Here is a 12132-nt window from a genome sequence, read left to right as displayed (position 1 = left end):
AGATAGCAGGGTGACGTTTATTTATCGTTAGAGTATCGTCAGTCCTTTGCAATTAAAAGCACAAATCCAATGCAGAACAAATGCCTTTACATACATCTCGGTGCTCCAAAGACAGGCACAACTTATATTCAAAAGTATTTTTGCGACTATCAAAAAGAGTTTGCAAACAATGGCCTGCTGTATCCAGATGCAACGATACGGGGTTATGGGCACCATGATGTTGCGTTACTTTTAAATGGCGCATATCCGGACTGGTCGACGAGACAACCCAAAACGCTTGATGAGCTTGCTGGTAAAATCGGCGACGAGATAGCCTCGGTTAACTCAGACGTCTTGATTTCCAGTGAGAACTTTTTCTTGTTCCCTCAGCCCACCAAGCTCAAAGAGCTGATGGATAGACACGCATGGCTAACCCAACGAAAACTGAAACTGATTGTCTACCTGCGGCGCCAAGACGATTTCATGGAGTCCTGGTACAACCAGATGGTTAAAGCCCAAGGGTTTGCCGGTGACATGTCTGACGCCATCGACACCATGCGAGATCAGTGCGATTACGAAAAACAGCTTCGTAACTGGCTGAACGTATTCAGCGCAGACGAACTTGTCGTCAAAACGTACGAAGACGCTAAAAAACATCAATCTGGAATCCTTGGTGATTTGGTCGAAGAAATTCGCCCCGAACTATTATCTTTGATCTCAAATAACAAAGATCAGAGAGAGAACATCAGCCTTTCACGCGACCTTCTCGAAGTTCAAAAGATACTTAATCGATTACCCGTATCGATCGAAGAAAAGCGCATACTCCACAAAGATCTGATGACGCTAACGCGACACAATCAAGAACCAAACAAATACAGTGTCCTCAGCCGGCAACAGGCCGACGACCTCATTCAACCCCACAAGGAAGGCAACAACTGGGTGGCTGAGACTTTTCTGGGAAGAAAGAACCTCTTCCCGGAACGGCCCAAGCAAGAGCACATACCCTACCCGGGATTGTCGAAAGAAACCGCTGTTCAAACAATGGGTATGCTCATCATGGCGCTCAAAAAGAATGAAAAATCATCCTGAGATGCCTGAAATTCGGAGCCTGAAAAGATCATGACCCCGAATTTCAGTTCGCACGCTTAACTCGCCACCCTCATATCCTGCTTCAAAAGCGCCAACCGATAACGCCCGACCTTCTCAAACCCCAGCGCCTCATAGGCCTTGGCGGCCGCCTCACTATCCGTTGACAGGATCGCGCGTTTAACGCCCCTTGCCCGCACAGCCAAAAGGGTTTTGGCAACAAGGATGCGGGCGTAGCCGTTTGAGCGTTCTTCGGGCGGGGTCCAGACCGGGCCGACTTGGACCATATCGGGCAAGGTTGCGTTAAAGCCCGAAAGCGACACCGCTTTGCCATCAACGATCAGGCCCCACATCGTCCGTGCGTCCAGGGCGCGCACAAGCCTTGAGGCGATTTTGCTATCAAGGCTTGGCGTGTCTTCCGCCCCCAATGCCTCGATCTCATAGGCACGCAACCAGCGAAGCAACGTGTTGCGTTCGATTTTTTCGGCATCGACCATCTGAAAATCGTCGGCCCGGGCATTTTGCGGCACAATCAGTTTGGCAAGATCAAGCTCGTAAAGCACGTCCGATGCATTGATCGCATAGGACGCGTCTGCCAGGCCTAGCTGAGCCAGCATATCCTGTGCCGGGTCGGCATCGCCAAACACCCCCGCTACCGGTTTGAGCGGATCGGCAACAAACGCCTCTGTCAGGGCGTTCGGAATGCTTGGTTGATCACCAGCCTCGACAAAGACATTACCATTGCCAAATTGCGCAATGATCGCGCTGATGCTGCCATCATTGGCGACTTCCCCGAACCAGTGCCCAGAAAGCGGATGACGGCGTCGTTCGATACCGGCAGTTCGCAGGTTCCCGCGCAGCACCATGCAGGTCGCTGCATGGTTGGCAAGGAATGCGTTTGCGGCATCAAAATCGGCGTCGTGCAGCTTTCTGTACTGCATATCGGGGGTCCCTTTCCTTGGGCTTCAGGTAATTGCCAACCTTCCGAATTGGCATAAAAAAAGACCGCTCCATTAGCGGCCCTTCACATATCGCAAGGTAATCCAACAGAGGTTCAAACGTTTATGTTTTGAAAGCTCGTCGCATCGTTCCAACCATCGGATCACACCTTGAATTTTGAAATTATCGTCTCAATGCTTTGTTATTAGCACACCCGTTCGAATTTGCGATCCTTCTTTTTAAAATTCTTTGCCACCAACATCGTCGCTCAGATTCCGGCATATAAAAACCGCAAGTCAGAAGCTGATTTTCAATTCGGTTTGCGATAACCTCCGAAACTGGTATTACCATTACCAAGCGTATCTTATTCGGAGTTAACCTCATGCCAGTGATTACCTGCGTCGAAGACCTGAAACGTATCTATAAACGGCGCACACCGCGCATGTTTTACGATTACGCAGAATCCGGAAGCTGGACCGAGCAGACATTCCGTGAAAACACCACCGACTTTCAGGACATTCATCTGCGTCAGCGTGTCGCAATCGACATGGACGGGCGCACCACCAAAAGCCAGATGATCGGCCAGGATGTCTCGATGCCTGTCGCCCTTGCCCCGGTCGGTCTGACCGGCATGCAATGTGCTGACGGCGAGATCAAGGCCGCCCGTGCGGCTGAAAAGTTTGGCGTTCCCTATACGCTGTCGACCATGTCGATCTGCTCGATCGAAGATGTCGCCGAAAACACATCCACGCCTTTCTGGCTGCAGGTCTATACGCTCAAAGACGATGACTTCATGAAGCGCCTGTTTGACCGCGCCAAGGCCGCCAAATGTTCGGCTGCGGTCATCACGGTAGACCTTCAAATGCTTGGACAGCGCCACAAGGATCTGAAGAACGGCCTCTCCGCCCCGCCCAAGCTGACGGTCAAATCAGTGACCAACATGATGACAAAGGTGCAATGGGGCCTTGGCATGCTGGGCACCAAGCGCCGCTTCTTTGGCAATATCGTCGGCCACGCCAAAGGGGTTGCCGACGCATCATCGCTGACCACCTGGACGGCCGAAGCATTCGACGTATCCCTTGATTGGGACCGCATTCGCGAATTCCGCAAGATGTGGGACGGCCCGCTGATCATCAAGGGGATCATTGATCCGCGCGATGCCCTGGAAGCACTTAATGTCGGTGCCGATGCCATCATCGTTTCCAACCATGGTGGTCGCCAGCTTGACGGCGCCCTGTCATCCATCCGGGCATTACCGGCGATCATGGATGCGGTTGGCGACAAGATCGAAGTCCATCTTGATAGTGGCATCCGTTCTGGTCAGGACGTGCTGAAAGCCTTGGCAATGGGCGCCAAGGGCACCTATATCGGCCGCGCTTATGTCTACGGCCTGGGCGCGATGGGTGAAGCTGGTGTCACCAAGTCGCTGGAGATCATTCAAAAGGAACTGGAAGTCTCCATGGCGCTTTGCGGGCGGACGGACGTTACCAAGCTTGATCGTGACATCCTGATGATCCCGCGCGATTTCTCGGACCGCTGGCAGTAACACCATCCAAACGGTTCGCCTTCCTGCACAAAACAAAAGCGGCGTCCTTCGTTTTGAAGACGCCGCTTTTTTTGTTGCCTTGAAAGACAAACCCGTAAAAAGAAAAAGCGCCACCCGAAGGTGACGCTTTTCCAAACAGTATCGCGAGCCTGTTGCCCGAAAACGACTTAACGTTTCGAGAACTGGAAGCTACGACGAGCTTTGGCGCGACCGTATTTTTTACGTTCAACTGCACGCGAGTCACGGGTGAGGAACCCACCAGCTTTGAGTGACGGACGCAGTGCCGGCTCGAACATGGTCAGCGCACGGGAGATACCGTGACGAACGGCACCGGCCTGACCGGAAAGACCGCCACCGGAAACGGTGCAAACTACGTCGAACTGATCTTTACGATCGGTTGCGCCGAACGGCTGGTTGATCACCATGCGCAGAACCGGACGTGCGAAGTAGTCTTCGAACTCACGGCCATTGACGGTGACTTTGCCCGAGCCCGGCTTGATCCAGACGCGTGCAATTGCGTTCTTTCGACGGCCGGTTGCATAGGAACGGCCCTGTGCGTCGATCTTCGGCTCCGGCAGGGTGCCTTCTGCAGCTGCAGCAACTTCGCCGCCCTGTGCCAGATCCTTGAGATCTTCAAGAGTTTTGGTGTCGGCCATTATTTGCCACTCCGCTTATTCTTTTCGTTCATAGCCGCTACGTCGAGGACTTCCGGCTTCTGAGCTTCGTGCGGATGCTCGGTACCAGCATAGACGTGCAGTTTGGAAAGAACCTGGCTGCGCAGCGGGCCACGGCTCATCATACGCTCAACAGCTTTGATGATAACGCGTTCCGGATGCTCACCGTTCAGGAGCTTGTCCATGGTACGTTCTTTGATGCCGCCCGGGTAACCGGTGTGCCAGTAGAACTTCTTGTTCTGAAGTTTACGGCCAGTCAGTTTGACTTTTTCGGCATTGACGATGACGATGTGATCGCCACAGTCCATGTGCGGGGTAAACATAGCTTTGTGTTTACCACGAAGACGGTTGGCAACAACGGCTGCAAGGCGGCCAAGGACGACGTCTTCTGCGTCGACCACGAACCATTTGCGCTCGATGTCGCTCGGTGTCGCAGTGAAGGTTTTCATTATTTCTATACTCGAAAACTGGGTTCCACGGAGGGATTGCTCCCTCGTTGAAAGTCGGCGCATTATGCCAGCATCCAACAGGAAAACAACAGGAATATTTCATTGTAAATCAATGACTTATTTTGCACGGTATTATTTTACCACACAATATTGCATTATTTTTCGGCCGGCGGCATGGCATAGGTCCCGATCACATGCGCACACAGGCTGTCATCAACTGCGGATCGAATATGGCATTCCGCAATCAAAAGCCGCCTGCCCGCCTTAAGGATTTTGGCCTCTGCAATCAGATCGCCCGGCTTCGCCCCGGACAGGAAATGCACTGTTGCCTCGGTGGTCACCGCCAGATCGGCCTTGGGTACCACAAGCCACGCCACGGCATAAAGCGCAATATCCGCCAGTGCAAAGATCGCAGGCCCGGTCACGACATTGCCCGGCCGCAGATAACGTTCCTTGAACGGCAACCGTAGAACGGCAGTGTCTTCAGACAGGCTTTCGGTGATCACTCCCATATCGCCGACAAATGGCACCTTCTCGCGCATGATGGCGTCAAAATCGGCCGGCGTCACACCGGTTGGCGTTGCGGAATTGTTCATGGCTTGGTTGGCCTCCCTCTGATGCTGCTTGGTGCAGCATCTATTGTTTCAGAAAGACAGCCTGACATAACGTTTACGTTAACGTCAATAATTTGCGCATGCGCCGCGTGGCAAACGGCACCACCTACCCGCCCCTAGCGGGTCACAATTCCAGCCACATCGGTATAGATCGCCACCACCACACACAGGATAACAATCGCCGCAATCGCAGTTGCCCCGATCCCCGGCAGGTTTTCCTTCATCCACTCAGTGATGGAGATGCGCGGTGTATCATCAGTCGGGCGTTTGAACCGCGCACGGACGGGCCCGCGCGACAGATCTCGCACAGGTTTGTCGACTTCATCATTGGATGCCCAGTGATGGCGATTTTCGGGTAGGTAAACAGGCTGGCGGTCTTCCTGACCGGTTTCGTCATACGTCATGGCGATTTCACAGCGTCATTCGCTGGCTCCTGCAACAGGGTGATTTTCACGTCACCATGATCCCGACCTGCTTTATGCAATGCCGCGATCCTGGCGCCCCCGCCTTGGATAAACTCGCTCTGACGTCCCCAAGCCTTGTCATTCTTGTCATGCAACGTGCAAGCCTGCTCTGGCCAAGCCGTCACATGATTGATTGCCTTCGTATTATGTGGGGATTAAGGCAATCGTTCGGCAAGAGTTTGACATCTGCCTTAACGGCCAAGGATTGCTGAAAACTCGTTAAAGGTCAGTACCAGCACATACCCGACCGCAACAGCCGCAATCATATAGGCCGCCAACCGTGCGATCATCTTGTTCCAGCTCAGTGGCTCGCCGGCTTCCTTGCGCGCCTTGGCCGACTTCCCGCCTGATTTTCCCTGCTTTTGCAAATGCGCCCTGCGCTTGGCATCCAGATCTTCGCGGATTGCCCAATCAGACTCGCTATCGGGCAGATTGATCCGCGATGTACGCACCTCGGCTTCCTTAAGGTCATCTACCCGGCCACTAATATCGTTCTGACCGCCATGGCCGTCTTGCGCACCCTCCTTGCCCTGAGCAACATCAAGCAAGGTTTTCCCGCCATTGAGGCTTTCGACATATTCCTCATAGGCGCTGCGTTCTTCGGCAATGGCGGCTTTCTGGGCTGCGGCATGGGCCGCCGGATCCTGCGCTCGATTGGTCTGAAGCGCGTTCGACGCCGCAGTTGACGTGCCCGCAGCCTGCCCGTCCTCGGGCAGGAACATCGACATCAGTCCACCACCGGCATTCTGGCCATAGACATAACGACGTGGATTGGCCTTGGCCGCCGCCACGGCGCGTTCCTGCTTGGCTTCGGCAAGCTTGTCGTTACGGAGCGACATTGTCGGCTTTGGCCCGGTCATGGCTGGCGGGCGAAGATCAGCCTCGATCACCGGATCGGGGTTTTCATCGCCGTCTTCGTCATCGGGATTTTTTTTGAGCTTGGGCATCAGAAAGGCCGGGATATCAAAGCCGTTCTTGAGAAGACGCGCACGCGCATCTGCGCGATATCTTTCAAGATCGCGCTCCATCATGTCCTTGCTGTCAAAACGCTTGATTGGCGTTTCGCGCACAGGCCTTGTCAGCTTGGCGGCTTCCCGGACTTTACGGGTCGAAACAAAGCGACCCGGTGCTTGTCCGCGCCGACGCGGTAAGTTCTCACTCATCCACAACCACTTGCCGAATACTTGTTATCAATCAGGCATAGAAACCAGGAAATTCGGCACATCTCCAGGGTCCAAACTCATTCACATAATCGTCCCGGTCTCCCGGATTTGTGCGGATATGCGGAGCGAAATCGCTGGAAGATCTACATCTTTCAAGATTTCGCGACAAAATAGCCCGTGCATATCCGGGAGATCCGAAGGACAACTGCTATGAGAGAAAGCCTCTGCGTCAAATTCCTTGGTCGGGGATCACCCCGATCTGCGTGCTTTTCCTTGCTTTTTCTCTCAGTTCAGTTACCGGGTCGGTTATGTGAATGAGTTTGGACCCTTGGGTTTTATTTTTAACCCATTACGTGCAATTCTACTACGATCTACCGTGTTTTAAAAATCAAAAAAACATCACGTTCATACAGTCAGCCGGGAGGAACACGATGACTGATGCCGCAACCGATACCCCGCTTGTCACCCGCACCGATCATGACGGGGTCGCCACCCTTACGATGAACAATCCCAAGCGCCGCAACGCGCTTTCCGGGGCGATGATGGCGGCCCTTCAGGACGCCTTTGATCGCATCGCCAATGAAAGTAATGTCCGTTGTGTCATCCTTGCGGCAGAAGGACCTGTCTTTTGTGCTGGCCATGACCTTAAGGAAATGAGCGGCATCACCGAATGTGATCAGCATGCCAGCCTGTTTAATCAATGCAGCGACCTGATGATGACGATTGTCAGCCTCCCACAGCCGGTGATTGCCCGCGTGCGCGGCATGGCGACGGCGGCTGGATGTCAGTTGGTCGCAAGTTGCGATCTGGCGGTTGCTGCTGACACGGCCAAGTTCGCAACACCCGGGGTCAATATCGGCCTGTTCTGTTCCACACCGATGGTAGCACTAAGTCGCAACATCGCGCGCAAGCACGCCATGCGCATGCTCCTGACCGGTGATCCGATCAATGCCGATAACGCCTTTGCCATGGGGCTGGTGTCCGACGTGGTGTCGGATGACGATCTTGTAGATCACACCAATACACTGGCGGCCGGAATTGCTGCACGATCTGGCATGACCGTCCGTCTTGGCAAGCAGGCCTTCTATAAGCAGGTCGAAATGCCGCTGTCACAGGCCTATTCCTATGCGTCTGATGTCATGACGGCAAATATGCAAAAGCATGACGCCCGCGAAGGGATCGGCGCCTTTGTCGAAAAACGTCATCCAAGCTGGCGCCACGAATAATCTACCCCATATCAGGCGCATTACCTTATGATGGTATATGCAAACGCCCCGGAATGACGCCTTCCGGGGTCAATACCGTGTTTTGGAGACCGACCCATGTCGTTTGAAATCTGGCTTGCCTTTGCTTTTGCCTGCGCTGTTGTTCTGGCCATCCCCGGCCCGACCATCATGCTTGTCGTAAGCTATGCACTCGGCAAGGGAAAACAAACCGCATGGGCGACAGTTCCGGGCGTTGCGTTGGGTGATCTGACGGCGATGACGATTTCACTTGCCGGGGCCGGTGCACTTTTAGCCGCTTCGGCAGAGGCCTTTACAGTCCTCAAACTCGGTGGGGCTGCCTATCTGATCTATCTCGGGATCAAAATGTGGCGCGAAAAGCCCGAAGCCCTGCATGACAACCCGGATGCCAAACGCAACCGCCCGTCACGCATGTTCATTCAGGCCTATATCGTGACTGCGCTGAACCCCAAGGGCATTGTCTTCTTCATCGCCTTTGTCCCGCAGTTCGTCACTGCCGGCGATCCTTTGCTGCCGCAGTTCATCATCATGACTGCGACCTTTGTCATCCTGGCTGCGATCAATGTCGCGATCTGGGCAGTAATGGCCAGCGCCCTGCGCGAACGGTTCCGCCATCCATCGGCCCTGCGCCGCCTGACCCGCGTCGGTGGCGGCGTCATGATCGGGGCTGGCTTGCTGACCGCGCTTACCCGCCGCGCTGCCGCCTGAGTAACAATCCCTCTCGGCCGATTTCCCCAAGACATCAAAACTTGCGGACAGCAAAGTTTCCGCAAGTTTTGATGATCATTTATTATTACATGTTCACGTTATAATCTGTAAATACCAGCACTTTCACGTATTCACATAACTATATATTTGAGTTTAGATAATCCCTGCAAGTTTATGGAAGACCGAATATTTACAGCTCTTCTAAAAACACAAAATGGACAGGCGGGGAAATCTGGACATGTTGAAATCTCTGAAAATTGGGCCGCGACTAAGTGCCGCCATGATCTTCATAACCTTTGCAACCGCACTGGTTATCGGACTTATCAATCTTTCCATTGAACGCGATATTGTTGCCGGCGCGGAACAACGCGAACTGCGCGCCAATTTCGAACAGTTGCGAAGTGCGCTCGACATGGAGGCCGCCCGTGCCCTTGCCATGGCAGACTTTGCTGCAACCATCCCCGCCGCCCAGAAAGCTATGGCCGATGATGACCGTGACACGCTGGCCGATATCTTTGGCCCCGGATTTGCCGAACTCAAAGAAAACCACGGCGTGCGCCAATTCCAGTTCCACAAGGCTCCCGCCATCTCGTTCCTGCGGGTTCACAACCTTGAGAAATTCGGCGATGATCTGTCTTCGTTCCGCAAGACGGTTGTTGAAACCAATGAAACGCGAAAACCGATAAGCGGCCTTGAAGTCGGGGTTGCCGGTCTTGGCATGCGCGGTGTCACACCGGTTTTCAATGGTGGCACCCATGTCGGATCGGTCGAATTCGGCCTGTCCTTCGGCCCAGCCTTCTTTGAAAACTTCAAGATGCGCTCCAACACCGATGCCGCGCTGCTGATCGACCGTGACGGCACCTATGAGGTTTTTGCCTCTACCTTCCCGGAAGGCTTCCTTGATATCAGTGCACCGGAACTGGCCGCGGCACGTAGCGGTGAACAGATCCTTGCTCCCAAGGATGCCAATGGCATCGAACTGGCTTTGATGGCCCGGCCTATTGCGGATTTCAGCGGCCAGAACCTTGGCATTGTGGTCATGGGGATTGATCGCAGTTTCTTCGCAACAGCACTAAATGACGCCACCACGCTGTCACTGGGCGTGAGCATCGTGACCCTGCTTGTTGCGCTTTTGATCGCCTTTGGCGTTAACCGGTCGATCTCTCATCCGATACGGGCCATGACCCAGGCGATGAACAAAATCGCCGGTGGCGCGCTGGAAACCGAAGTCCCCGCCAAGGACAAGAAGGACGAAATCGGCGAGATGGCCAGTGCTGTCGTCATTTTCCAAACCAACGCGCTACGCATGAAAAGTCTTGAGGCCGAACAGGCTGAAATGCGCAAGAGAAACGAGGAAGAGAAAAAGGCGCTGGGTCGCAAGCTTGCCAATGATTTTGAAAACACAGTCGGTACCATCATCGACGGCCTTGAGAGCGCCGCCCGCGACATGGATGACGCGTCACGCATCATGTCCGGCACCGCCGAAGAAACCACCCAGCAGGCAAAGATCGGCATGAACGCGGCACAGAACGCTTCGAACAACGTGGCAACTGTCGCCGCCTCGTCCGAGGAACTGTCCGCCTCGATCACGGAAATCAGCCGTCAGGCCAACCATTCCAGTGACGTGGCCGCCAATGTCTCAAACAAGGCCACAAGCACACGTGAAACGGTCGATGGCCTTGTAGAGGCATCTGCACGCATTGGCGATGTGATTGCGCTGATCAACGACATCGCGGCCCAGACCAACCTTCTGGCGCTAAATGCCACGATCGAAGCCGCCCGCGCGGGCGAAGCAGGCAAGGGCTTTGCCGTTGTCGCCAACGAGGTCAAGAACCTCGCCTCGCAAACCAGTCGCGCAACACAGGAAATCTCCGAGCAGATCGAAAGCATCCAGAACGCGACCAAGCTGTCCTCGACCGCGATCAACGAAATCACCGACATTGTCGGCGAACTCAATGAAAGTGCATCGGCGATTGCCGCAGCAGTGGAGGAACAAGGCGCGGCGACCCAGGAAATTTCGGGCAGTGTTGAAAATGCCTCTATCGGAACGAATGGCGTGACCGAAAGCATCAGCCTGGTCAGTGCGGCTGCCGTCCGGTCGACTGAAAGTGCCAATACGGTTCTGAAATCGGCCAATGAACTGATGGACTATTCGGTCAATCTCCGTCGCGAGACCAATAACTTCCTCAACAAGATCCGCACGGAATAATCAATACTCGCGGTCCACTGTCCCTGATCCGACGGTGGACCGCGTTTTATCGAGTGCGGCTGATATCTGATGGCCTTGCCTAACGCGAAGACGCACCGGCAGCCATTTTCTGTCCGCCAACAACCCGCGCAATCAAGCTCCGCACTGGTTTATCGCGCCCAAACTGGGCAATCACCCCGATCATGAGCCCGGCCAGCAACACATTCCATGCCGGGCGGAGCGGCCACATCCATTCCAGATTGGCCGCTACCACGCGATCAGCTGGAATACCCGTTGCCAAGGCGTACCACGCATATTCGATCCCGGCTGTCGCCAACCCGGCGAGTACCGCAATTGACAGCAAGGTCGTGCTCGACCGCAGCGACCAGCCCCGCCAATGGGCAAAGCGATAGAGCATCAGCCCGACAAACATTCCGGCCATCAGGGTGGCTTCGCTGACATCGATTTTTGACTGCAAAAAGAAATGCACCACGCCAAGCACGGCAATCGGATAGACCAGCTTGTGCAGGCGCACCCATTTTGCCCCCAAACGGCGCATGGCCGATTTGGTCGAGGTCGCTGTCAAAACCGCCAACCCGACCACGGCAACGAACCCGATTGTCAGGTAAATCCGCAAAACGATCTCGCTGGCGATACGGACAACATCAAGGTTCTGGCTGATGGCATAAAGCCCGAAATGGATCATCACATAACAAAATGCCGCAACCCCGATCTGCCGACGGACCTGCACAAGTTTTGAAAACCGTGTGATGCGGCGAAGCGGTGTCACCAGAAGCGTGATCAGCAAAATGCGGATCGTCCATTCACCGCTTTCAAGAATGGCTTCCTTGACCGGTATGGTCGCCCCACCCTGCGCAATCACCGGCCATAGCAAAACAATGCCCGGCACCAGAAGGGCGACAAAGACGATAAGCTTGAAAAACGAAAACCGTCCGGATGGATCAAGCCAAGGATACATTCAAACCAAACCAGTGTGCTGTCAGCGATCCCCTAGTCAAACCGCATCTGAGGACCAGCGTCACCTAAAATGCCTTCAACTTTCCGCGAGTGGCTTACC

Annotated in this window: 12 protein-coding genes; 5 read left to right on the top strand and 7 right to left on the bottom strand. The window is 54.4% G+C overall.

The genetic code is table 11. The features are described 5' to 3' along the window. Positions 1-69: 69 nt before the first annotated feature. On the top strand, positions 70-1068 hold the full coding sequence (locus UF64_RS11555) for a hypothetical protein (RefSeq protein WP_044828691.1): 999 nt from the start codon (positions 70-72) through the stop codon (positions 1066-1068). Between the two features lie 56 nt (positions 1069-1124). Here the strand turns inward: UF64_RS11555 and UF64_RS11550 are convergent, their stop codons facing one another. After that, positions 1125-2006, bottom strand: coding sequence for a GNAT family N-acetyltransferase (locus tag UF64_RS11550; protein ID WP_044828690.1), 882 nt, complete (start codon positions 2004-2006; stop codon positions 1125-1127). Between the two features lie 380 nt (positions 2007-2386). Here UF64_RS11550 and UF64_RS11545 point away from each other — a divergent pair, with 380 nt between their 5' ends. Continuing rightward, a complete protein-coding gene (locus tag UF64_RS11545; protein WP_044828689.1) occupies positions 2387-3550 on the top strand; it encodes an alpha-hydroxy acid oxidase in 1164 nt (387 codons plus the stop codon). A gap of 167 nt (positions 3551-3717) precedes the next feature. On the opposite strand, the gene rpsI is transcribed toward UF64_RS11545, so the two are convergent. The 5 genes from rpsI to UF64_RS11515 form a co-directional block, all read right to left on the bottom strand. Further along, the gene (rpsI, locus tag UF64_RS11540; protein ID WP_044828688.1) at positions 3718-4206 is read right to left on the bottom strand and encodes a 30S ribosomal protein S9; all 489 of its coding nucleotides are present in this window, start codon (positions 4204-4206) and stop codon (positions 3718-3720) included. Beyond that, positions 4206-4673, bottom strand: coding sequence for a 50S ribosomal protein L13 (rplM, locus tag UF64_RS11535; RefSeq protein ID WP_008890948.1), 468 nt, complete (start codon positions 4671-4673; stop codon positions 4206-4208). The genes rpsI and rplM overlap by 1 nt, the downstream gene beginning before the upstream one ends. 155 nt (positions 4674-4828) lie before the next feature. Next, positions 4829-5269 carry a PaaI family thioesterase gene (locus UF64_RS11530; protein WP_044828687.1) on the bottom strand — a complete coding sequence of 147 codons (441 nt, stop codon included), beginning with the start codon at positions 5267-5269 and terminating at the stop codon, positions 4829-4831. A gap of 134 nt (positions 5270-5403) precedes the next feature. After that, a complete protein-coding gene (locus UF64_RS11525) occupies positions 5404-5691 on the bottom strand; it encodes a hypothetical protein (protein WP_044828686.1) in 288 nt (95 codons plus the stop codon). 251 nt (positions 5692-5942) lie between these two features. Continuing rightward, positions 5943-6914: a hypothetical protein gene (locus tag UF64_RS11515; RefSeq protein ID WP_044828684.1), complete on the bottom strand. Its 972-nt coding sequence runs from the start codon at positions 6912-6914 to the stop codon at positions 5943-5945. Between the two features lie 431 nt (positions 6915-7345). Here UF64_RS11515 and UF64_RS11510 point away from each other — a divergent pair, with 431 nt between their 5' ends. From UF64_RS11510 to UF64_RS11500, 3 genes are all read left to right on the top strand, one after another. Continuing rightward, complete coding sequence (locus UF64_RS11510; RefSeq protein ID WP_044828683.1) at positions 7346-8140, top strand: enoyl-CoA hydratase; 795 nt, start codon at positions 7346-7348, stop codon at positions 8138-8140. A gap of 96 nt (positions 8141-8236) precedes the next feature. After that, a complete protein-coding gene (locus UF64_RS11505) occupies positions 8237-8866 on the top strand; it encodes a LysE family translocator (protein ID WP_044828682.1) in 630 nt (209 codons plus the stop codon). Between the two features lie 238 nt (positions 8867-9104). Next, positions 9105-11075 (top strand): methyl-accepting chemotaxis protein, encoded by a 1971-nt coding sequence (locus tag UF64_RS11500; RefSeq protein ID WP_044828681.1) that lies wholly within the window; start codon positions 9105-9107, stop codon positions 11073-11075. Between the two features lie 79 nt (positions 11076-11154). Here the strand turns inward: UF64_RS11500 and UF64_RS11495 are convergent, their stop codons facing one another. Next, a complete protein-coding gene (locus UF64_RS11495; protein ID WP_044828680.1) occupies positions 11155-12033 on the bottom strand; it encodes a sulfite oxidase heme-binding subunit YedZ in 879 nt (292 codons plus the stop codon). Positions 12034-12132 lie beyond the last annotated feature (99 nt).

This window comes from Thalassospira sp. HJ (assembly GCF_000948415.1).
Taxonomy (GTDB): domain Bacteria; phylum Pseudomonadota; class Alphaproteobacteria; order Rhodospirillales; family Thalassospiraceae; genus Thalassospira.
Note: the sequence above shows the minus strand (reverse complement) of the source record. Positions and strands in the feature narration are given on the sequence as shown.

Excerpts from the sequence above, each read along its gene's own strand:
- UF64_RS11505 (WP_044828682.1), top strand. The coding sequence starts at position 8,237 with ATGTCGTTTGAAATCTGGCTTGCCTTTGCTTTTGCCTGCGCTGTTGTT.
- UF64_RS11525 (WP_044828686.1), bottom strand. The coding sequence starts at position 5,691 with ATGACGTATGACGAAACCGGTCAGGAAGACCGCCAGCCTGTTTACCTA.
- UF64_RS11515 (WP_044828684.1), bottom strand. The coding sequence starts at position 6,914 with ATGAGTGAGAACTTACCGCGTCGGCGCGGACAAGCACCGGGTCGCTTT.
- rpsI (WP_044828688.1), bottom strand. The coding sequence starts at position 4,206 with ATGGCCGACACCAAAACTCTTGAAGATCTCAAGGATCTGGCACAGGGC.
- UF64_RS11555 (WP_044828691.1), top strand. The coding sequence starts at position 70 with ATGCAGAACAAATGCCTTTACATACATCTCGGTGCTCCAAAGACAGGC.
- UF64_RS11500 (WP_044828681.1), top strand. The coding sequence starts at position 9,105 with ATGTTGAAATCTCTGAAAATTGGGCCGCGACTAAGTGCCGCCATGATC.
- UF64_RS11510 (WP_044828683.1), top strand. The coding sequence starts at position 7,346 with ATGACTGATGCCGCAACCGATACCCCGCTTGTCACCCGCACCGATCAT.
- UF64_RS11550 (WP_044828690.1), bottom strand. The coding sequence starts at position 2,006 with ATGCAGTACAGAAAGCTGCACGACGCCGATTTTGATGCCGCAAACGCA.
- UF64_RS11545 (WP_044828689.1), top strand. The coding sequence starts at position 2,387 with ATGCCAGTGATTACCTGCGTCGAAGACCTGAAACGTATCTATAAACGG.
- rplM (WP_008890948.1), bottom strand. The coding sequence starts at position 4,673 with ATGAAAACCTTCACTGCGACACCGAGCGACATCGAGCGCAAATGGTTC.
- UF64_RS11495 (WP_044828680.1), bottom strand. The coding sequence starts at position 12,033 with ATGTATCCTTGGCTTGATCCATCCGGACGGTTTTCGTTTTTCAAGCTT.
- UF64_RS11530 (WP_044828687.1), bottom strand. The coding sequence starts at position 5,269 with ATGAACAATTCCGCAACGCCAACCGGTGTGACGCCGGCCGATTTTGAC.